The organism is Klebsiella sp. M041, from assembly GCF_059759695.1.
Map to the genome: position 1 here is coordinate 102,505 of NZ_JCAXWU010000003.1, position 20,220 is coordinate 122,724.

Annotated in this window: 19 protein-coding genes and 1 other annotated feature; of the genes, 15 read left to right on the plus strand and 4 right to left on the minus strand. The window is 58.5% G+C overall.

Features of this window, described 5'->3' with window-relative positions; all coding sequences use genetic code 11:
• The first annotated feature begins 46 nt into the window (after positions 1–46).
• Genes serB through nadR form a run of 3 tightly spaced genes read left to right on the plus strand, consistent with a single transcriptional unit; the run spans position 47 to position 3,664 of the window.
• The gene (gene serB / locus AC6CWS_RS04400; RefSeq protein ID WP_023291898.1) at positions 47–1,018 is read left to right on the plus strand and encodes a phosphoserine phosphatase; all 972 of its coding nucleotides are present in this window, start codon (positions 47–49) and stop codon (positions 1,016–1,018) included.
• Positions 1,019–1,027: 9 nt separating this feature from the next.
• Positions 1,028–2,410 carry a DNA repair protein RadA gene (gene radA / locus AC6CWS_RS04405; protein ID WP_023291899.1) on the plus strand — a complete coding sequence of 461 codons (1,383 nt, stop codon included), beginning with the start codon at positions 1,028–1,030 and terminating at the stop codon, positions 2,408–2,410.
• A gap of 21 nt (positions 2,411–2,431) precedes the next feature.
• Complete coding sequence (gene nadR, locus AC6CWS_RS04410; RefSeq protein WP_004886547.1) at positions 2,432–3,664, plus strand: multifunctional transcriptional regulator/nicotinamide-nucleotide adenylyltransferase/ribosylnicotinamide kinase NadR; 1,233 nt, start codon at positions 2,432–2,434, stop codon at positions 3,662–3,664.
• A gap of 93 nt (positions 3,665–3,757) precedes the next feature.
• Here the strand turns inward: nadR and ettA are convergent, their stop codons facing one another.
• The gene (ettA, locus tag AC6CWS_RS04415) at positions 3,758–5,425 is read right to left on the minus strand and encodes an energy-dependent translational throttle protein EttA (RefSeq protein WP_023291900.1); all 1,668 of its coding nucleotides are present in this window, start codon (positions 5,423–5,425) and stop codon (positions 3,758–3,760) included.
• A 228-nt stretch (positions 5,426–5,653) separates the two neighbouring features.
• Here ettA and sltY point away from each other — a divergent pair, with 228 nt between their 5' ends.
• On the plus strand, positions 5,654–7,591 hold the full coding sequence (gene sltY, locus AC6CWS_RS04420) for a murein transglycosylase (protein ID WP_065883330.1): 1,938 nt from the start codon (positions 5,654–5,656) through the stop codon (positions 7,589–7,591).
• Between the two features lie 88 nt (positions 7,592–7,679).
• Positions 7,680–8,009, plus strand: a complete 330-nt coding sequence (gene trpR / locus AC6CWS_RS04425; RefSeq protein ID WP_065883303.1) for a trp operon repressor — start codon at positions 7,680–7,682, stop codon at positions 8,007–8,009.
• Here trpR and yjjX read toward each other — a convergent pair.
• Positions 7,996–8,511: an inosine/xanthosine triphosphatase gene (yjjX, locus tag AC6CWS_RS04430; protein ID WP_065883305.1), complete on the minus strand. Its 516-nt coding sequence runs from the start codon at positions 8,509–8,511 to the stop codon at positions 7,996–7,998. The two genes, trpR and yjjX, sit on opposite strands and share 14 nt — an antisense overlap.
• A 113-nt stretch (positions 8,512–8,624) precedes the next feature.
• Here yjjX and gpmB point away from each other — a divergent pair, with 113 nt between their 5' ends.
• Positions 8,625–9,272, plus strand: a complete 648-nt coding sequence (gene gpmB / locus AC6CWS_RS04435) for a 2,3-diphosphoglycerate-dependent phosphoglycerate mutase GpmB (protein ID WP_004204216.1) — start codon at positions 8,625–8,627, stop codon at positions 9,270–9,272.
• Here gpmB and robA read toward each other — a convergent pair.
• Positions 9,269–10,138: an MDR efflux pump AcrAB transcriptional activator RobA gene (gene robA, locus AC6CWS_RS04440; protein ID WP_065883307.1), complete on the minus strand. Its 870-nt coding sequence runs from the start codon at positions 10,136–10,138 to the stop codon at positions 9,269–9,271. The genes gpmB and robA overlap by 4 nt on opposite strands.
• Before the next feature lie 209 nt (positions 10,139–10,347).
• On the opposite strand from robA, the gene creA reads away from it, so the two are divergent.
• From creA to creD, 4 genes are read left to right on the plus strand one after another with little or no spacing between them, the layout of a single operon-like run.
• Positions 10,348–10,821 carry a protein CreA gene (gene creA / locus AC6CWS_RS04445; RefSeq protein WP_009309170.1) on the plus strand — a complete coding sequence of 158 codons (474 nt, stop codon included), beginning with the start codon at positions 10,348–10,350 and terminating at the stop codon, positions 10,819–10,821.
• Between the two features lie 12 nt (positions 10,822–10,833).
• Complete coding sequence (gene creB / locus AC6CWS_RS04450; protein WP_065883308.1) at positions 10,834–11,523, plus strand: two-component system response regulator CreB; 690 nt, start codon at positions 10,834–10,836, stop codon at positions 11,521–11,523.
• Positions 11,523–12,947 (plus strand): two-component system sensor histidine kinase CreC, encoded by a 1,425-nt coding sequence (gene creC, locus AC6CWS_RS04455; RefSeq protein ID WP_065883310.1) that lies wholly within the window; start codon positions 11,523–11,525, stop codon positions 12,945–12,947. Before creB ends, creC begins: the two co-directional genes overlap by 1 nt.
• A gap of 59 nt (positions 12,948–13,006) precedes the next feature.
• Positions 13,007–14,365 (plus strand): cell envelope integrity protein CreD, encoded by a 1,359-nt coding sequence (gene creD, locus AC6CWS_RS04460; RefSeq protein ID WP_065883312.1) that lies wholly within the window; start codon positions 13,007–13,009, stop codon positions 14,363–14,365.
• 63 nt (positions 14,366–14,428) lie between these two features.
• Here creD and arcA read toward each other — a convergent pair whose 3' ends face one another.
• Complete coding sequence (gene arcA / locus AC6CWS_RS04465; protein ID WP_002887843.1) at positions 14,429–15,145, minus strand: two-component system response regulator ArcA; 717 nt, start codon at positions 15,143–15,145, stop codon at positions 14,429–14,431.
• Positions 15,146–15,240: 95 nt separating this feature from the next.
• On the opposite strand from arcA, the gene yjjY reads away from it, so the two are divergent.
• The 5 genes from yjjY (at position 15,241) to thrB (ending at position 20,219) form a co-directional block, all read left to right on the plus strand.
• Positions 15,241–15,381, plus strand: a complete 141-nt coding sequence (yjjY, locus tag AC6CWS_RS04470; protein ID WP_004146984.1) for a YjjY family protein — start codon at positions 15,241–15,243, stop codon at positions 15,379–15,381.
• 396 nt (positions 15,382–15,777) lie between these two features.
• The gene (locus AC6CWS_RS04475) at positions 15,778–16,464 is read left to right on the plus strand and encodes a tRNA/rRNA methyltransferase (RefSeq protein ID WP_065883314.1); all 687 of its coding nucleotides are present in this window, start codon (positions 15,778–15,780) and stop codon (positions 16,462–16,464) included.
• 211 nt (positions 16,465–16,675) lie between these two features.
• The gene (gene thrL / locus AC6CWS_RS04480) at positions 16,676–16,744 is read left to right on the plus strand and encodes a thr operon leader peptide (RefSeq protein ID WP_004222578.1); all 69 of its coding nucleotides are present in this window, start codon (positions 16,676–16,678) and stop codon (positions 16,742–16,744) included.
• Positions 16,683–16,800: a sequence feature (Thr leader region), on the plus strand. (Overlaps the previous gene by 62 nt.)
• 25 nt (positions 16,801–16,825) lie before the next feature.
• Complete coding sequence (gene thrA, locus AC6CWS_RS04485; RefSeq protein WP_044525310.1) at positions 16,826–19,288, plus strand: bifunctional aspartate kinase/homoserine dehydrogenase I; 2,463 nt, start codon at positions 16,826–16,828, stop codon at positions 19,286–19,288.
• Position 19,289: 1 nt separating this feature from the next.
• Complete coding sequence (gene thrB / locus AC6CWS_RS04490) at positions 19,290–20,219, plus strand: homoserine kinase (protein ID WP_002887853.1); 930 nt, start codon at positions 19,290–19,292, stop codon at positions 20,217–20,219.
• Position 20,220: the final 1 nt, after the last annotated feature.

Here is a 20,220-nt window from a genome sequence, read left to right on the forward strand (position 1 = left end):
CTCATGCGTTATTTTCCTCGCCTGAATGAAGAGATGTGGAGCCGTAATGCCTAACAGTTTGACCTGGTGCGACCTGCCTGAAGACGTTTCCCTGTGGCCTGGGTTGCCGCTTTCCCTGAGCGGTGACGAGGTCATGCCGCTGGATTATCACGCCGGGCGCAGCGGCTGGCTGCTGTACGGGCGTGGGCTGGATAAACGCCGTCTGACGGACTGGCAGCGTGAGCTGGGCGCCGCGTTAGTGATCGTCGCCTCCTGGGTGGTCGAGGATTACCAGGTGATCCGCCTGGCCGGTTCGCTGACCCCCCGTGCGACGCGACTGGCGCATGAGGCGGGGCTGGACGTCGCGCCATTGGGTAAAATCCCTCATCTGCGCACCCCGGGACTGCTGGTGATGGATATGGACTCCACGGCGATCCAGATCGAATGCATCGATGAGATCGCGAAACTGGCCGGCACCGGCGAGCTGGTGTCGGAAGTGACCGAGCGGGCGATGCGCGGGGAGCTGGACTTCACCGCCAGCCTGCGCCAGCGCGTGGCGACGCTGAAAGACGCTGATGCCAGCATTCTGCTGCAGGTTCGCGACGCGCTGCCGCTGATGCCGGGCCTGGCGCAGCTGGTGCTCAAGCTGGAAACGCTGGGCTGGAAGGTGGCGATCGCCTCCGGCGGCTTCACCTTCTTCGCCGAGTATCTGCGCGATAAGCTGCATCTTGACGCGGTGTTCGCCAACGAACTGGAGATCCGCGACGGCAAGCTCACCGGCAACGTGCTCGGCGATATCGTCGATGCCAAATACAAAGCCAATACGCTGCGCAAGCTGGCGGAAAAGTATGCGATCCCAACGGCGCAGACCGTGGCCATCGGCGATGGCGCCAACGACCTGCCGATGATTAAGGCTGCCGGGCTTGGCATCGCGTATCATGCGAAGCCTAAAGTGAATGAACAGGCGGAAGTGACTATCCGCCACGCTGACCTGATGGGGGTATTCTGTATTCTCTCGGGCAGCATGAACCAAAAGTAAGAGGTAAACGTGGCGAAAGCTCCAAAACGCGCATTTGTCTGTAATGAATGTGGTGCGGATTACCCGCGCTGGCAGGGGCAGTGCAGCGCCTGCCATGCCTGGAATACCATCACCGAGATGCGCATCGCCGCGTCGCCGCAGGTGGCGAGAAACGAGCGTTTGTCAGGCTACGCCGGTCACGCCGGCGTCTCGAAGGTGCAGAAGCTGTCAGACATCAGCCTGGAAGCGCTGCCGCGTTTCTCCACCGGTTTTAAAGAGTTCGACCGCGTACTCGGCGGCGGCGTGGTGCCGGGCAGCGCGATCCTGATTGGCGGTAACCCCGGCGCGGGGAAATCGACGCTGCTGCTGCAGACGTTGTGCAAGCTGGCGGAAGGGATGAAAACCCTGTACGTCACCGGGGAGGAGTCCCTTCAGCAGGTGGCGATGCGCGCCCATCGCCTTGGGCTGCCGACGGCGAACCTGAACATGCTCTCGGAAACCAGCATTGAGCAGATCTGTCAGATTGCCGAGGAAGAAAAACCGCAGCTGATGGTGATCGACTCTATCCAGGTGATGCATATGGCCGACGTTCAGTCGTCGCCGGGCAGCGTCGCCCAGGTACGTGAAACGGCGGCCTACCTGACGCGCTTTGCCAAAACACGCGGCGTGGCGATCGTCATGGTCGGCCACGTCACCAAAGACGGTTCGCTGGCTGGCCCGAAGGTGCTGGAGCACTGTATTGACTGCTCGGTGCTGCTGGACGGCGATGCCGACTCCCGCTTCCGCACTCTGCGCAGCCACAAAAACCGCTTTGGCGCGGTGAACGAGCTGGGCGTCTTCGCCATGACCGAGCAGGGGCTGCGCGAAGTGAGCAACCCATCCGCTATCTTCCTCAGCCGGGGAGATGAAATCACCTCCGGCAGCTCGGTGATGGTGGTCTGGGAAGGGACCCGCCCGCTGCTGGTGGAGATCCAGGCGCTGGTGGATCACTCGATGATGTCCAACCCGCGCCGCGTGGCGGTGGGGCTGGAACAGAACCGTCTGGCGATCCTGCTGGCGGTGCTGCATCGCCACGGCGGCCTGCAGATGGCCGATCAGGACGTTTTCGTCAACGTGGTCGGTGGGGTGAAGGTCACGGAAACCAGCGCCGATCTGGCGCTGCTGCTGGCGATGGTCTCCAGCTTGCGCGATCGCCCGCTGCCGCAGGACCTGGTGGTCTTTGGCGAAGTGGGGTTGGCTGGCGAAATTCGCCCGGTGCCGAGCGGTCAGGAGCGTATCTCCGAAGCGGCGAAGCATGGCTTCCGCCGCGCCATCGTCCCGGCGGCCAATGTGCCGAAAAAAGTGCCGGAAGGCATGCAAATCTTTGGTGTGAAAAAGCTTTCAGACGCGCTAAGCGTTTTTGACGACTTATAATAAGTTAAAAGGAGATTAGCGATGTCGTCATTTGACTATTTAAAAAGCGCCATAAAGCAGAAAGGCTGTACCCTGCAGCAGGTGGCGGAAGCCAGCGGGATGACCAAAGGGTATCTCAGCCAACTGTTGAATGCCAAAATCAAAAGCCCGAGCGCGCAGAAGCTAGAAGCGCTGCATCGTTTCCTCGGGCTGGAGTTTCCCCGCCGACAGAAAAGCGTCGGCGTGGTGTTTGGTAAATTTTACCCGCTGCATACCGGGCACATCTATTTGATTCAACGCGCCTGTAGCCAGGTCGATGAGCTGCATATCATCATGGGCTATGACGACACTCGCGACCGCGAGCTGTTTGAAGAGAGCGCCATGTCGCAGCAGCCGACGGTGCCTGACCGCCTGCGCTGGCTGCTGCAAACCTTTAAATATCAGAAGAATATTCGCATCCACGCCTTCAATGAAGAAGGAATGGAGCCCTATCCGCACGGCTGGGACGTCTGGAGCCATGGGATCCGCGCTTTTATGAGCGAAAAAGGGATCGAGCCGAACCGGATCTATACCTCGGAAGAGGCCGATGCGCCGCAGTACCTTGAGCATCTGGGGATCGAGACGGTGCTTATCGATCCTAAGCGGACCTTTATGAATATTAGCGGCGGCCAGATCCGCGAGAACCCGTTCCGTTACTGGGAATATATTCCGACGGAAGTGAAACCGTTCTTTGTGCGGACGGTGGCGATCCTCGGCGGCGAGTCGAGCGGGAAATCAACGCTGGTCAATAAGCTCGCCAATATCTTCAATACCACCAGCGCCTGGGAATATGGCCGGGATTATGTCTTTTCGCATCTCGGCGGCGATGAGATGGCGCTCCAGTATTCGGATTACGATAAAATAGCCCTCGGGCATGCTCAGTATATTGATTTCGCAGTGAAATATGCCAACAAGGTGGCGTTTATCGATACCGACTTCGTCAGCACTCAGGCGTTCTGCCTGAAGTACGAGGGGCGAGAGCACCCGTTCGTGCAGGCGCTGATTGATGAATACCGCTTCGATCTGGTGATCCTGCTGGAGAACAATACCCCGTGGGTGGCCGATGGGTTACGCAGCCTTGGGAGTTCGGTGGATCGTAAAGAGTTTCAGTCGCTGCTGGTGTCGCTGCTGAAAGAGAATGAGATCGAGTTCGTCCATGTTAAGGAGTCGGACTACGATACGCGCTTCCTGCGCTGCGTCGAGCTGGTGAAGCAGCTGATGGGGGAGCAGGGCTAGATCCTCTGCGGGCTGATGCCCTCACCCCGGCCCTCTCCCGGTGGGAGAGGGAGCAAACATTAAAAAAGGCAACTTGCGTTGCCTTTTTGCATTTTATTTTGAGATCCGTTTGTACTTGATTCGCTTCGGCTCCAGCGCGTCGGCGCCGAGGGTGCGTTTCTTGTACTCTTCGTACTCGGTAAAGTTACCTTCAAAGAACTCCACCTTACCTTCATCCTGGTAATCCAGAATGTGGGTGGCGATACGGTCAAGGAACCAACGGTCGTGCGAGATAACCATCGCGCAGCCCGGGAACTCCAGCAGGGCGTTTTCCAGCGCGCGCAGGGTTTCGATATCCAGGTCGTTGGTCGGTTCATCGAGCAGCAGTACGTTACCGCCAACCTGCAGCAGCTTCGCCAGGTGCAGACGACCGCGTTCACCGCCGGACAACTCGCCAACGCGTTTGCCCTGGTCTACGCCTTTGAAGTTAAAGCGGCCCACGTAGGCGCGGCTCGGCATCTCGGTGTTGCCGATCTTCATGATATCCAGGCCGCCGGAGACCTCTTCCCACACGGTCTTGCTGTTGTCCATCGCGTCGCGGAACTGATCGACGGAGGCCAGCTTAACGGTTTCGCCCAGGGTGATGGTGCCGGAATCTGGCTGTTCCTGGCCGGACATCATGCGGAACAGCGTTGATTTACCCGCGCCGTTAGGGCCGATGATGCCGACGATAGCGCCCTTCGGTACCGAGAAGCTCAGATCGTCGATCAGCACGCGGTCGCCGTAGGATTTACGCAAGTTGCTGACTTCCAGAACTTTATCGCCCAGACGCGCGCCTGGCGGAATGAACAGTTCGTTGGTCTCGTTACGTTTTTGGTATTCAACGTTGTTGAGCTCTTCAAAGCGCGCCAGACGGGCTTTGCCCTTGGACTGACGCCCTTTCGCGCCCTGGCGAACCCACTCGAGCTCTTTCTCGATGGATTTGCGACGCGCGGCTTCCTGAGAGGCTTCCTGCGCCAGACGCTGATCTTTCTGCTCCAGCCAGGAGGAGTAGTTGCCTTCCCACGGAATACCTTCGCCGCGGTCAAGTTCGAGGATCCAACCGGCGACGTTATCGAGGAAGTAACGGTCGTGGGTAATTGCCACCACGGTGCCTTCGAAGTCGTGCAGGAAGCGTTCCAGCCAGGCGACGGACTCGGCGTCCAGGTGGTTGGTCGGTTCGTCGAGCAGCAGCATGTCTGGTTTTTCCAGCAGCAGGCGGCACAGCGCGACGCGGCGGCGTTCACCACCGGAAAGATTGGCGATTTTCGCATCCCAGTCCGGCAGGCGCAGGGCGTCGGCCGCGCGCTCCAGCTGCACGTTCAGATTGTGGCCGTCGTGCGCCTGGATAATCTCTTCGAACTTACCTTGCTGTGCGGCAAGCTTATCGAAGTCTGCATCCGGCTCGGCGTATTTGGCATAGACTTCGTCTAGGCCCTTCAGCGCGTTAACCACTTCGGCGACCGCTTCTTCAACGGACTCGCGCACGGTGTGCTCCGGGTTGAGCTGCGGCTCCTGCGGCAGGTAGCCGATTTTAATGCCAGGCTGCGGACGCGCTTCACCTTCGATCTCGGTGTCGATACCGGCCATGATGCGCAGCAGGGTAGATTTACCGGCGCCGTTCAGACCGAGCACACCGATTTTTGCGCCAGGGAAAAAGCTGAGGGAGATATTTTTCAAAATATGACGTTTCGGCGGAACCACTTTGCCGACACGATGCATGGTATAAACGAATTGAGCCACGTTGGACTTCGCCTCTTTCTATTTTGATAGATAGTTCAAAGCCGAAGTGTAGCCTTTTTCGCGCGCTAATCCCAGCGAGGCGACAGGATTCACAGAAGCGTAAAAAAATGTTCAGGACATGGCGCGTTTAGCGTTGTCTGATTAGCATAAGTAAAGCCGCCTGCCGAACCGGCAGTGGCTTTTAAGCGGCACGATGCTGCGAAAATGCACCTGAAAGAGGAAGAGCTTGTGGAAAAAGCCAAAAAAATGGCGTGGCATCTTTTGGCTGCCAGCGTTGGTCTGTTGGCGTTGAGTCAGCTGGCGCATGCGGATTCACTGGATGAACAGCGCAGCCGCTACGCACAAATTAAGCAGGCGTGGGATAACCGGCAGATGGATGTGGTTGACCAGCTGATGCCCACGTTAAGCACCTATCCCCTGTATCCCTATTTGCAGTACCGGCAGATTACCGACGATCTGATGAACCAGCCGGCGCTGGTGGTGAAAAACTTTATTGACGCCAACCCGACGCTGCCCCCCGCGCGTTCATTACGTTCGCGCTTCGTGAATGAACTGGCCCGGCGCAGCGACTGGCGCGGCTTGCTGGCGTTTAGTCCCGATAAGCCGACCAGCACCGAGGCGCAGTGCAACTACTACTACGCCAAACTGAGCGTGGGGCAGTCGCAGGAGGCCTGGAGCGGAGCGAAAGACCTCTGGCTGACGGGCAAGAACCAGCCCGGCGCCTGTGAACCGCTGTTCAGCGCCTGGCGCGACTCCGGCCAGCAGGATCCGCTGGCTTATCTTGAACGGATCCGCCTGGCGATGAAGGCCGGCAATATCGGGCTGGTGAAATCGCTGGCCCAGCAGATGCCCGCCAACTACCAGAGCATCGCCAGCGCCGTGGTCGCCCTGGCTAACGATCCTAACAGCGTCCTGACCTTTGCCCGCACCACCGGGGCGACGGACTTTACCCGCCAGATGGCCGCCGTCGCTTTCGCCAGCGTCGCCCGTCAGGATGTGGAAAATGCCCGTTTGATGATCCCTTCGCTGGTGCAGGCCCAGCAGCTCAATGAGGATCAGACCCAGGAGCTACGCGATATTGTCGCCTGGCGCCTGATGGGGAACGATGTGACCGAAGAGCAGGCCATCTGGCGCGACGATGCGATTATGCGATCGCAGTCCACGCCTCTGGTGGAGCGGCGGGTGCGGATGGCGCTGGGGACGGGCGATCGCCATGGCCTGAATACCTGGCTGGCGCGCCTGCCGATGGAGGCGAAAGAGAAAGACGAATGGCGCTACTGGCAGGCGGATCTGTTGCTGGAGCGCGGCAGGGAAGAGGAGGCGCAGGCGATCCTCCGGTCGTTGATGCAGCAGCGCGGTTTCTACCCGATGGTCGCCGCACAGCGTCTCGGCGAGGAGTATACCTTCCGCATCGATAAAGCGACTGGCACGCTCGATCCGGCGCTGGCTTCCGGTCCGGAGATGGCCCGGGTACGCGAGCTGATGTACTGGAATATGGATAACACCGCGCGCACCGAATGGGCGAATCTGGTCACCAGCCGCACGAAATCTCAGCAGGCGCAGCTGGCGCGCTATGCCTTCGATCAGCACTGGTGGGATCTGAGCGTCCAGGCGACGATCGCCGGCAAGCTGTGGGATCAGCTGGAGGAGCGCTTCCCGCTGGCCTATAACGATCTGTTTGCCCGCTATATCAGCGGTAAAGATATTCCGCAGAGCTACGCGATGGCCATTGCCCGCCAGGAGAGCGCCTGGAACCCGAAAGTGCGCTCGCCGGTCGGCGCCAGCGGGCTGATGCAGATTATGCCGGGCACCGCGACGCATACCGTCAGCATGTTCCGCATTCCCGGCTACAGCGGCCCGTCGCAGCTATTGGATCCGGAAACCAACATCAACATCGGCACCAGCTATCTGCAGTACGTTTACCAGCAGTTCGGCAATAACCGCATCTACGCCTCGGCGGCCTATAACGCCGGGCCGGGTCGGGTACGCACCTGGCAGGGGAACAGCGCCGGACGGATCGACGCCGTGGCGTTTGTCGAGAGTATTCCGTTCTCGGAAACCCGCGGCTACGTGAAGAATGTCCTCTCCTATGACGCCTACTACCGCTACTTTATGGGACAGCAGGATAAGCTCTTCAGCGATGCGGAGTGGCGGCAGCGTTACTGATCGCCGGGAAGTATGTTATGCTTTGTACTCGTTGAAGAGTACATTCGACGGGCAGCGTAAGCTGCCCGTCTCAATATGGTGGCGCGATATGACCCAACAATCTCCCTATTCCGCGGCCGTTGCCGAACAACGTCATCAGGAGTGGCTGCGCTTTGTGACGCTGCTACAGCAGGCCTATGCGCAGGATCTGCATCTGCCGCTGCTGCAGCTAATGCTAACCCCTGATGAGCGCGAAGCGCTGGGAACCCGGGTGCGCATTATCGAAGAGCTGCTGCGCGGCGAGATGAGCCAGCGCGAGCTGAAAAATGAGCTCGGCGCCGGCATTGCGACCATTACCCGCGGGTCGAACAGCCTGAAGTCGGCGCCGGTTGAGCTGCGCCAGTGGCTGGAGCAGACGCTGCTGGCTAGCGATAAATAGCGTTGTGGAACGGGCTTAACGCCAGCACGACCGCCTGATGGTAAACGCTGCTGCGGGTTAATTTGCCGCCGGTGAAAACCCCAATCGCCCCCTCTTTACGACCGATCTGATCGATGCCGGTATACTGCGTCATGACCGGCCCGAGGGCTTCGCCAGCGCGAACCTGCTCAAGAATAACGTCAGGCAACGGCAGCGTGGCTGAGCGCGCTTCTCCGCGCTGGCTGGCGCTTTCGATGACCACCCAGCTAAAGGTACTGCCATCGTCAATTCCGGCTTCGATGGCGACCCAGAAATCGGCATGGGGCTGGGCGAGGCGCGCATTAGCGACGCGATTTCGTGCGCCAGCGCGCGTTTCCTCGCTGCCGAAGGGCTGTTCCGGCACGCCGCTCTCGACGGATACGGACTCAATGTGGCAGGATCCTTCGCCGAAAATCTCGTCAAAAGCCTGCAGAATTGCCTGAATTTTGGCGGGATTAGTGGTCGCTGAGACAACATGGTGCATAATCAAAACAACTCAGAATAAACTAACGTCATCGCAGTATACTCTAAATCACCCCCAGGGCAGGCGGTAATGCCCGAAAGCGGTCGATAACGAGTTCAGAACGGAAAAAAAGCATGTTACAGGTATACCTTGTTCGCCACGGTGAAACGCAGTGGAACGCCGAGCGACGTATTCAGGGTCAGTCCGACAGCCCGCTGACCGCACACGGTGAGCGCCAGGCCTGGCAGGTTGGCGAGCGCGCCAGAACGCTGGGGATCACCCATATCATTACCAGCGATCTGGGACGAACCCGCCGCACAGCAGAGATTATCGCCGAAGCCTGCGGCTGCAGCGTGATCGCCGATGCGCGCCTGCGCGAGCTGGATATGGGGGTGCTGGAGAAGCGCCATATCGACTCGCTCAGCGAAGAAGAAGAGGGCTGGCGCCGCCAGCTGGTCAACGGCACGCCGGATGGTCGTATTCCTCAGGGCGAATCGATGCAGGAGCTTAGCGAACGCATGCATGCGGCGCTGGCAGCCTGTCTGGAATTACCGGCTGGTAGTCGACCACTGCTGGTGAGTCATGGTATCGCGCTGGGCTGCCTGGTGAGCACGATTTTAGGGCTGCCGGCGTACGCAGAGCGTCGTCTGCGTCTGCGCAACTGCTCTATCTCGCGCGTCGATTATCAGCAGAGCCCGTGGCTGGCTTCCGGCTGGGTGGTGGAAACGGCGGGCGACGTCTCGCATCTTGACGCCCCCGCGATGGACGAGCTGCAGCGTTAACGGCGGATCGGGATCAGATATTCGCAGCGCAACTGAATCGGCGTGTCCTGATCCCGGCTTTCATCTTCAGGATAGAAGCGTTCAATATCCAGCCCCTTGCGACGCGTCAGGTTCAGCATCGGCATGCAGGTGCCGTAGACCGTCAGGATGAATTCCTGCAGGCCGGTACCCAGCCCTTCATACGTAAACATGACATACTCGCCGCCCTCCAGCGTCACCGGATGGGCGTTCTGCAGGTGGCCGTTAGCCATCTCCGGCGTCAGCGCGGTGGTATAGAACACTTCCTGTTCATCGTCTTTCTCCTGGCTCGGACGCGGTTCATGCAGCCCATAGAGCACCGGGGGGATCGACGGCGAGTTGCCGAGGAAATCGCGCCAGAACTGGACCCGCATCTGGTTGCGGAAGTCGGAGATTTCCTCCAGCTTACAGGTATAGCTCTGGGTTACCCCCAGCAGTTGAGTCGTGGGCAGGGCGACAAATTCATGTTTCGGCAGGGTAAACTCGCCAAGACGCAGCGGCGGACGCATACCGAACGAGCTCCAGTCCGGCGAGCGGCGGTAGAGCGCCGGCGTCAGCGAGAACTGCTTCTTAAACGCCCGGGTGAAGGTCTGCTGGGAGTCGAAACGGTACTGCAGCGCAATATCAAGGATTGGACGGGCGGTAAGGCGTAATGCGACAGCTGATTTCGACAACCGGCGCGCGCGAATATAGGCACCGATGGCATGGCCGGTGACATCCTTAAACATTCGCTGCAAATGCCACTTGGAATAACCCGCCTTCGCCGCCACATTGTCCAGAGAAAGCGGCTGATCCAGGTGACCTTCCAGCCAGCTAAGGAGATCGCGAATAATCCCTGCTTGATCCATAAAATGTCCCCATCCTTAAACACAGGTGCCTGATATTAAAGTAGCGGATAATAGCATTTTTTGATGTTTTAGCATTCAGTGTTTTTTTTGCTTTTAAATGCGGTAGGTCCGTGGATCTGAACGAGAATTTTGTAAAGCTGTGATCTATAAACCTTTTCCGCAAAGTGCGTGATAATCACTCAGCTATATTTTTTAAGAATGGTAACAATATGAAATACAAGAAGTTTGCGATGGGCCTGCTGCTGCTGGCCGGCTGCCAGGTCGCTCAGGCGGAGCAGATTGGTTCCGTGGATACGGTCTTCAAATGGTTAGGGCCGGATCACAAAATTGTCGTCGAAGCCTTTGACGATCCGGATGTGCAGAACGTGACCTGCTATATCAGCCGGGCGAAGACCGGCGGGATCAAAGGCGGGCTGGGTCTGGCGGAAGATACCTCCGACGCGGCCATCTCCTGCCAGCAGGTCGGGCCGATTGAGCTGACGGACAAAATCAAAAATGGCAAAAGCCAGGGCGACGTGGTGTTCCAGAAGCGCACCTCGCTGGTGTTTAAAAAGCTACAGGTCGTTCGCTTCTATGATGCGAAACGCAATGCGCTGGTCTACCTGACCTATTCGGATAAAGTGGTTGATGGCTCGCCGAAGAACGCCATCAGCGCCGTGCCGATTATGCCCTGGAATAAATAAACGGGAGCGCGCATGCAGCAGCCACGGATTTGGTTAGTTGAGGATGAACAGAGTATCGCCGATACCCTGGTTTATATGCTCCAGCAGGAGGGCTTCCAGGTCACCGTCTTTGACCGCGGGTTGCCCGCGCTGGAGGCGGCGGCGCATCAGGCGCCCGATGTGGCCATCCTCGACGTCGGCTTGCCGGATATCAGCGGCTTCGAGCTCTGTCGGCGCCTGCTGACGCGCTTTCCGGCGCTGCCGGTGCTGTTTCTGACGGCGCGGAGCGACGAGGTCGATAAGCTGCTGGGGCTGGAAATCGGCGCTGACGATTACATCGCCAAGCCGTTTTCGCCACGCGAAGTCTGCGCGCGGGTGCGCAGCGTGCTGCGGCGGCTGCAAAAATTCGCCGCGCCTTCGTCGGTAGTTCGCGTCGGCGAGTTTGTGCTTGACGAGCAGGCGGCGTCGATAAGCTGGTTCGGCCAGCCGCTGAACCTGACGCGCTATGAATTTCTGCTGTTGAAAACGCTGCTTCACGCGCCCGGTCGCGTCTTCTCCCGCCAGCAGCTGATGGAGCTGGTGTGGAGCGATGCCTGGGAAAGCCTCGACCGCACCGTCGACACCCACATCAAAACCCTGCGCGCTAAACTGCGGGTCGTTAATCCTGAGGTGGCGCCAATCATTACCCATCGCGGGATGGGCTACAGCCTGGGGCGCGGCTGATGCGCATCGGCATGCGCCTGCTGCTGGGCTATTTTCTTATCGTCGCGATCGCCGCGTGGTTTGTACTGTCGATCTTTGTCCAGGAAGTCAAGCCGGGCGTGCGCCGGGCCACGGAGGGGACCCTCAACGATACCGCCACCCTGCTGGCGGCGCTGGCGCGTGAGGACCTGCTGGCGGCAAACCCGCAGCAGGGCAGGCTGGCGCAGGCCTTTCACCAGCTCAACCAGCAGCGGCTCAACGCCAATATTGGCGGAATTAAAAAGGTGCGGAATGAGTACCGCGTCTATCTGACCGATGCCCGGGGCAAGGTGGTGTTTGACTCGAGCGGAGAGGCGACAGGGCAGGACTATTCACGCTGGAACGATGTCTGGCTCACCCTGCGCGGCCAGTACGGCGCGCGCAGTACGCGCAGCGATCCGCATGATGAAGCCAGCTCGGTGATGTATATCGCCGCGCCGGTGATGGATAAGGGGCGGATTATCGGCGTGCTGAGCGTCGGTAAACCCAACCTGGCGATGACGCCGGTCATTCAGCGCAGCGAGCGGCGGATCCTTTGGGCCGGCGGCGCTCTGCTGGGCATTGCCCTGTTGATTGGCTGCGGCGTCGTCTGGTGGATCAATTTCTCTATCGGCAAGCTGGTGCGCTATGCGGACTCGGTGACCGCTGACCGCCCGCTGCCGCTGCCGGAGGTCGGCAGCAGCGAACTACGTAAGCTGGCCCAGGCGCTGGAGAGCATGCGGGTGAAGCTCGAAGGCAAAAACGCCATCGAAAACTATGTCTATGACCTGACTCACGAGCTGAAAAGTCCGCTGGCGGCCATCCGCGGTGCGGCGGAGATCCTGCGCGAAGAGCCGCCGCCTGCGGTGGCGGCGCGGTTTACTGAGAATATCCTCGCGCAAAATACTCGCATGCAGCTGTTGGTGGAGCGGTTGCTCCAGCAGGCGCGACTGGAAAACCGGCTGGAGATAAAGCCGCAGCCGGTGTCGATAGATGCGCTATACCAACGCCTGGCGGAAGAGCGCGACATCGCCCTGGCGGCGAAAGCCATCACCCTGCGCTGGCAGGAGAGTGGGATGCTGGTCAATGGCGATGGCGAACTGCTGTCCCAGGCGCTGGGCAATCTGCTCGACAACGCGATTGATTTTACCCCCCAGGGGGGCGAGATCGCCCTGGCAGTAGAGAAACGAAATGCAGAGGTGCGACTGAGCGTAACGGATAACGGATGCGGTATTCCGGAGTATGCCCTGACGCGGATCTTTGAGCGGTTCTACTCGCTGCCGCGTGAAGACGGCCACAAGAGCAGCGGCCTTGGGCTGGCCTTCGTTCGTGAAGTCGCGCGCCTGCATCACGGCGATATCCGTCTACACAATCGGCCCGAAGGCGGCGTGGTCGCCACGCTGAGACTTCACCGTCCCTTCACATAGCTTCAAATTCCCCCCACACAACCGCCCTATTGTGAGGCCATTACGATAGGGAGAAAGCTATGTTGAAATCACCGTTATTCTGGAAAATTACCACGTTAATAGGCTGTATTGTGCTGTTATCTCTGCCTTTGATGATAGTCAGGGAGCTCATCAATGAGCGGGCTGATTATCGCAGCGAGGTTGTGGATGCCATTGAACAGAGCACCAGCGGCTCGCAAAAACTCGCCGGGCCGCTGATCGCTATTCCGGTAACCGAGACGCTGACCCGCAGGGAGAACCAAAAAGAGGTCGAATATCAGCGGAGCTGGGAGTACTACTGGCTGCCGGAGTCGCTGGCGGTCACCGGCAAACAGACCGTGGAGTCGAGAAGGGTGGGCATCTACAGCGGACAGGTCTGGCATAACGCCCTGCAGATCAAGGCCTCCTTCGATCCGCTGCGTCTGGCGTCATTGCGAAAAACGAATATCTCCCTGGGCCAGCCGCGGCTGGTGGTGAGCGTCGGCGATGCCCGCGGCATTGGCGCCATTCATGCCCCGGAGGTTAACGGCAGCCTATTAAGCGTGGAGCCTGGGCTGGGGATCAGCGGCGATGGGGCGGGCATCCATATGCCGATGCCTGCGCTGGCGGAGGACAACAAGCCGCTTGAGATCGCTTTTTCGCTCGATCTGAACGGGACGGGCGCATTTTCACTGGCGCCGCTCGGGCGCAACAGCGAGCTGCAGCTGACCAGTAACTGGCCGCATCCCGGCTTTCTCGGCAGCTTCCTGCCAACGAAACGCGAAGTGAATACTGCCGGCTATCGCGCCCACTGGCAAAGCAGCTGGTTCGCCAACGATATGGGCAGCTATTTCAAGGATGATATGGAGATCCCGTGGTCGCGCCTGCCGGCGTTCAGTGCCGATGTCATGTCGCTTGCCGACCAGTACCAGCTAACCGACCGGGCGACAAAATATGCCATCCTGTTAATCGGGCTGACGTTTATGGCCTTTTTCGCTTTCGAAAGCCTGACCCATCGCTCCCTGCATCCGATGCAATATTTGCTGGTGGGCTTATCGCTGGTGCTGTTTTACCTGGTGCTGCTGGCGCTTTCGGAGCACATTGGCTTTACCGCCGCCTGGCTGGCCGCCAGCCTGTCCGGCGCGGTGATGAACGGGATCTACCTCCAGGCGGTGCTCAGGGGATGGCGTAACAGCTTGCTGTTTGTCGCGGCGCTGCTGCTGCTGGACGGGGTGATGTGGTTTCTGCTGCATTCCGAGGACAGTGCGCTGCTCTTGGGTACCGGGGTGCTGGTGCTGGCGCTAAGCACTCTGATGTTTTTGACCCGGCGAGTGGACTGGTATGCGTTATCGTTACCGAAAGGCAGTGTGCCTCCGCCTCCGTCTGCCGATGACGACAAACTGCGCCTCTGGAAAGAGTGACGGCATAAAAAAACGGCGCCCTCGGGGCGCCGTTTTCACATCATGGCTGCGGAATAAATCGCATTATTCCTGCAGATCGCCACAGAAACGGTAACCTTCACCGTGAATGGTAGCGATGATCTCCGGGGTATCCGGAGTGGATTCGAAGTGTTTACGAATCCGACGAATGGTCACGTCAACGGTACGGTCATGCGGCTTCAGCTCGCGACCGGTCATTTTCTTCAGCAGCTCGGCACGAGACTGAATTTTGCCCGGGTTTTCGCAGAAGTGCAGCATCGCGCGGAATTCACTGCGCGGCAGCTTGTACTGTTCGCCGTTCGGGCTGACCAGGGAACGGCTGTTGATATCGAGTTCCCAGCCGTTGAACTTGTAGCTTTCCACGCTGCGACGCTCTTCGCTCACGGTACCGAGGTTCATGGTACGGGAGAGCAGGTTGCGCGCGCGGATAGTCAGTTCACGCGGGTTAAACGGTTTAGTGATATAGTCGTCAGCGCCGATTTCGAGGCCAAGGATCTTATCCACTTCGTTGTCGCGACCGGTTAAGAACATCAGCGCGACGTCAGCCTGCTCGCGCAGCTCGCGCGCCAGCAGAAGACCATTTTTACCCGGCAGGTTGATATCCATGATCACCAGGTTGATATCATTTTCAGACAGGATCTGATGCATTTCCGCGCCATCGGTCGCTTCGAATACATCGTAACCTTCTGCTTCGAAAATACTTTTTAACGTGTTGCGTGTTACCAACTCGTCTTCAACGATAAGAATGTGCGGGGTCTGCATGTTTGCTACCTAAATTGCCAACTAAATCGAAACAGGAAGTACCAAAGTCCCTGACCTGCCTGCTGCATGTCGCAAATTAACATGCGCGGCGTAACATGACTAAAGTACGTAATTGCGTTCTTGATGCACTTTCCATCAACGTCAACAACATCATTAGCTTGGTCGTGGGTACTTTCCCTCTGGACCCGACGGTGTCAAAAACGGCTGACATCCTAACCATTTTAACAGCAACATAACAGGCTAAGAGAGGCCGAACACCCAATAAAACTACGCTTCGTTGACATATATCAAGTTCAATTGTAGCACGTTAACAGTCTTGTGAAATCATTGCATCGCCATGCTCTTTATAGTCACAATCTTTACCCGGCTCAACTAGTTGCGTGGATAAATTAATAAATACAGTGAATCCAATGCCTGGAACGATGCATCAGGTGAAATTTCATTGCCCATCATATGGATAAATGGGTTCTGTTAACATACTCCTTGTCATGGCCTCCTGAGAACAGTTTAGATTTTTTTATGGGTAAGAAAACGCAATTTTAGTGATTTTTGTTGCAAATTTGTAAATTTTCACCGCGTAAAATGCGGGGCTCCGCGCCTCGACAACGCCTGAGAGAGAGAAAAAAACCGCAATGCGTTTAACGATTATTTTAGTCGGTCCTGCCCGGGCCGAGAACGTCGGCGCCGCCGCCAGGGCGATGAAAACCATGGGATTTCGCGATCTGCGGATCGTGGACAGTGAAGCCCATCTGGCGCCGGCGGCACGCTGGGTGGCGCACGGCTCAGGCGACATCCTCGATGGTATCACCACCTATTCCACCCTTGCCGAGGCGCTGCACGACGTCGATTTTACCGTCGCCACCACCGCCCGCAGTCGCGCGCGGTTTCACTATTACGCCACGCCGCAGCAGCTGTTGCCGCTGCTGGAGGAGAAGGCGAACTGGATGACCCATACCGCGCTGGTATTTGGCCGTGAAGACGCCGGATTAACCAATGAGGAGCTGTCCCTGGCCGATGTGCTGACCGGCGTGCCGATGGCCGCGGATTATCCTTCGCTAAACCTCGGTCAGTCGGTGATGGTCTACTGCTATCAATTAGCATCGCTTATGCAACAACCGGCGCCCGCCGCCGCCGCGGCAGACCATCATCAGCTGCAGGCGTTGCGCCTGCGCGCCCTGGCCTTGCTTTCGCGTCTGGGCGTGGAGGATGATGCCAAACTGGCCGACTGGCTGTCGCAACGAATGGGGCTGCTGCAGCAGCGCGACACGGCAATGTTGCATCGTTTGCTGCATGATATTGAAAAAAACCTGTCAGAATAAAGCTCTGTCATATATTTTAATTATGGTTGTATGTGCTGTTTTTGCGGGGGATGTTCCGCCGATCTGGATGTTTTTCCTTGTCGGGGTGGCGCAATACGTAAGCTTGCTGAAATGAGGTTAATTGAGAAATTCATTGACTTAAGAGGGCAGATACTTTAACCAATATAGGCAGGACACACAGACAGATAAAAATACAGAGTACACAACATCCATGAATCGCATCGGCATGATTACCACCATTATCACCACCACCATTACCACAGGTAACGGTGCGGGCTGACGCGTACAGGAAACACAGAAAAAAGCCCGCACCTGAACAGTGCGGGCTTTTTTTTTGACAAGAGATCAAGGGGTAAGAACCATGCGAGTGTTGAAGTTCGGCGGTACATCAGTGGCAAATGCGGAACGGTTTCTGCGGGTTGCCGATATTCTGGAGAGTAATGCCAGGCAGGGGCAGGTAGCGACCGTCCTGTCTGCCCCGGCGAAGATCACCAACCATCTGGTAGCGATGATTGAAAAGACCATTGGCGGCCAGGATGCCCTCCCCAATATTGCCGACGCTGAACGCATTTTTACCGAACTTCTTCAGGGCCTTGCCGACGCCCAGCCCGCTTTCCCGCTCGCCCAGCTGAAAGCCTTTGTTGAGCAGGAGTTTGCTCAGATTAAGCATGTCCTGCACGGTATCAGCCTGCTGGGTCAGTGCCCGGACAGCGTCAATGCCGCGCTGATCTGCCGAGGCGAAAAGCTCTCCATCGCCATCATGGCGGGTCTGCTGGAAGCCCGTGGTCATAAAGTCAGTGTGATTAACCCGGTGGAAAAACTGCTCGCGGTGGGCCACTATCTGGAATCCACGGTCGATATCGCCGAATCCACCCGCCGCATCGCCGCCAGCCAGATCCCGGCAGACCATATGATCCTGATGGCCGGGTTTACCGCCGGCAATGAGAAGGGCGAGCTGGTGGTGCTGGGGCGCAACGGCTCCGACTATTCGGCTGCGGTACTGGCCGCCTGCCTGCGCGCCGACTGCTGCGAAATCTGGACCGATGTCGACGGCGTGTACACTTGCGACCCGCGCCAGGTGCCGGATGCGCGTCTGCTGAAATCGATGTCTTATCAGGAGGCGATGGAGCTCTCCTACTTTGGCGCGAAAGTGCTGCACCCGCGCACCATCGCTCCTATCGCCCAGTTCCAAATCCCATGTCTGATTAAAAATACCGGCAACCCGCAGGCGCCGGGAACGCTCATCGGCGCCAGCCGCGACGAGGACGATCTGCCGGTCAAAGGCATCTCTAACCTCAACAACATGGCGATGTTCAATGTCTCCGGGCCGGGGATGAAAGGCATGGTCGGCATGGCGGCCCGCGTCTTCGCCACCATGTCCCGCGCCGGCATCTCGGTCGTGCTGATCACCCAATCCTCTTCCGAGTACAGCATCAGTTTCTGCGTGCCGCAGAGCGACTGTGCGCGTGCTAAACGGGCGATGGAAGATGAGTTTTATCTCGAGCTGAAAGAGGGGCTGCTGGAGCCGCTGGCCATTATGGAGCGTCTGGCTATTATCTCGGTGGTGGGCGACGGAATGCGCACCCTGCGCGGTATCTCGGCAAAGTTTTTTGCCGCGCTGGCCCGCGCCAATATCAATATCGTGGCGATTGCCCAGGGTTCATCCGAGCGCTCCATTTCGGTGGTGGTCAGCAATGACGACGCCACCACAGGCGTGCGCGTGACCCATCAGATGCTGTTCAACACCGACCAGGTGATCGAAGTGTTCGTCATCGGCGTCGGCGGCGTCGGCGGCGCGCTGCTGGAGCAAATCAAACGCCAGCAGAGTTGGCTGAAGAGCAAACATATCGATCTGCGCGTTTGCGGCGTGGCCAACTCTCAGGCGCTGCTGACCAGCGTGCATGGTCTGAATCTGGAAAACTGGAGTGAGGCGCTGGCGGAGGCGAAAGAACCCTTTAATCTCGGCCGCCTGATTCGCCTGGTAAAAGAGTACCACCTGCTGAATCCGGTGATCGTCGACTGTACCTCCAGCCAGGCGGTCGCCGATCAGTACGCCGACTTCCTGCGCGAAGGTTTCCATGTGGTCACGCCGAATAAAAAGGCCAATACCTCTTCGCTGGATTATTATCATCAGCTGCGCCACGCCGCGAGCAGCTCGCGCCGCAAGTTCCTCTATGATACTAACGTTGGCGCTGGCCTGCCGGTGATTGAGAACCTGCAGAACCTGCTCAACGCCGGCGATGAACTGCGCCATTTCTCCGGGATCCTCTCCGGCTCTCTGTCGTTTATCTTCGGCAAGCTGGATGAAGGCGTGAGTTTCTCGGCGGCGACGGCGATGGCCCGTGAGATGGGGTATACCGAGCCGGATCCGCGCGACGATTTATCCGGGGTGGATGTCGCGCGTAAGCTGCTGATTCTGGCCCGTGAGACTGGACGTGAACTGGAGCTGTCGGACATTATCGTCGAGTCGGCGCTGCCGGCGGACTTCGACGCCAGCGGTGATGTTGAGACCTTTATGGCCCGCCTGCCGTCGCTGGATGATGCGTTCGCCTCGCGGATCGCTAAGGCGCGCGATGAAGGTAAAGTCTTGCGCTATGTCGGTAACATCGAAGAGGATGGTACCTGCCGGGTGAAAATTGCCGCCGTTGACGGCAACGATCCGCTGTTCAAAGTCAAAAATGGCGAGAACGCGCTGGCCTTTTACAGCCACTATTATCAGCCATTGCCGCTGGTGCTGCGCGGCTATGGTGCCGGGAACGACGTCACGGCGGCCGGTGTATTCGCCGACCTGCTGCGCACCCTTTCCTGGAAGTTAGGAGTTTAAGATGGTCAAAGTATATGCCCCGGCTTCCAGTGCCAATATGAGCGTCGGGTTTGATGTGTTGGGCGCGGCGGTCACGCCGGTCGATGGCACGCTGCTTGGCGACAACGTCACTGTCGAAGCGGCGGAGCAATTCAGCCTGCAGAATCTGGGACGCTTCGCCAGTAAACTGCCGACGGCGCCGCAGGAGAACATTGTTTACCAGTGCTGGGAAAGCTTTTGCCGGGAGATCGGTAAAACGGTGCCGGTGGCGATGACCCTGGAAAAAAACATGCCGATTGGCTCCGGGCTGGGCTCCAGCGCCTGCTCGGTGGTCGCCGCGCTGGTGGCGATGAACGAGTTTTGCGGTAAGCCGCTGAACGAGACGCGCATGCTGGCGCTGATGGGGGAGATGGAAGGGCGTATCTCCGGCAGCATTCACTACGACAACGTGGCGCCGTGCTATCTTGGCGGCATGCAATTGATGATCGAAGAGAACGGGATTATCAGCCAGCAGGTGCCCGGGTTTGATGAGTGGCTGTGGGTGCTGGCCTATCCGGGGATTAAAGTATCTACCGCCGAAGCGCGGGCGATTCTGCCGGCGCAGTACCGCCGTCAGGATTGTATCGCTCATGGTCGCCACCTCGCGGGCTTTATTCACGCCTGCTACACCCGCCAGCCGCAGCTGGCGGCAAAATTGATGAAAGATGTGATTGCCGAACCGTACCGAACCAAACTGCTGCCGGGCTTTAGCGAAGCGCGTCAGGCGGCCATGGAGATGGGCGCCCAGGCTTGCGGCATCTCCGGCTCTGGCCCAACGCTGTTCGCGTTGTGCGATAAGCCGGACACCGCACAGCGCGTCGCCGACTGGCTTGGCGCGCACTATCTGCAGAATCAGGAAGGCTTTGTTCATATTTGCCGGCTGGACACGGCGGGCGCACGCGTAGTGGGATAAC

Coding starts and splice junctions, on each gene's coding strand:
- gpmB (WP_004204216.1), top strand. CDS start 8,625: ATGTTACAGGTATACCTTGTTCGCCACGGTGAAACGCAGTGGAACGCC.
- thrA (WP_044525310.1), top strand. CDS start 16,826: ATGCGAGTGTTGAAGTTCGGCGGTACATCAGTGGCAAATGCGGAACGG.
- AC6CWS_RS04475 (WP_065883314.1), top strand. CDS start 15,778: ATGCGTTTAACGATTATTTTAGTCGGTCCTGCCCGGGCCGAGAACGTC.
- thrB (WP_002887853.1), top strand. CDS start 19,290: ATGGTCAAAGTATATGCCCCGGCTTCCAGTGCCAATATGAGCGTCGGG.
- trpR (WP_065883303.1), top strand. CDS start 7,680: ATGACCCAACAATCTCCCTATTCCGCGGCCGTTGCCGAACAACGTCAT.
- creA (WP_009309170.1), top strand. CDS start 10,348: ATGAAATACAAGAAGTTTGCGATGGGCCTGCTGCTGCTGGCCGGCTGC.
- creB (WP_065883308.1), top strand. CDS start 10,834: ATGCAGCAGCCACGGATTTGGTTAGTTGAGGATGAACAGAGTATCGCC.
- yjjY (WP_004146984.1), top strand. CDS start 15,241: ATGACTAAAGTACGTAATTGCGTTCTTGATGCACTTTCCATCAACGTC.
- robA (WP_065883307.1), bottom strand. CDS start 10,138: ATGGATCAAGCAGGGATTATTCGCGATCTCCTTAGCTGGCTGGAAGGT.
- nadR (WP_004886547.1), top strand. CDS start 2,432: ATGTCGTCATTTGACTATTTAAAAAGCGCCATAAAGCAGAAAGGCTGT.
- creC (WP_065883310.1), top strand. CDS start 11,523: ATGCGCATCGGCATGCGCCTGCTGCTGGGCTATTTTCTTATCGTCGCG.
- arcA (WP_002887843.1), bottom strand. CDS start 15,145: ATGCAGACCCCGCACATTCTTATCGTTGAAGACGAGTTGGTAACACGC.
- creD (WP_065883312.1), top strand. CDS start 13,007: ATGTTGAAATCACCGTTATTCTGGAAAATTACCACGTTAATAGGCTGT.
- serB (WP_023291898.1), top strand. CDS start 47: ATGCCTAACAGTTTGACCTGGTGCGACCTGCCTGAAGACGTTTCCCTG.
- yjjX (WP_065883305.1), bottom strand. CDS start 8,511: ATGCACCATGTTGTCTCAGCGACCACTAATCCCGCCAAAATTCAGGCA.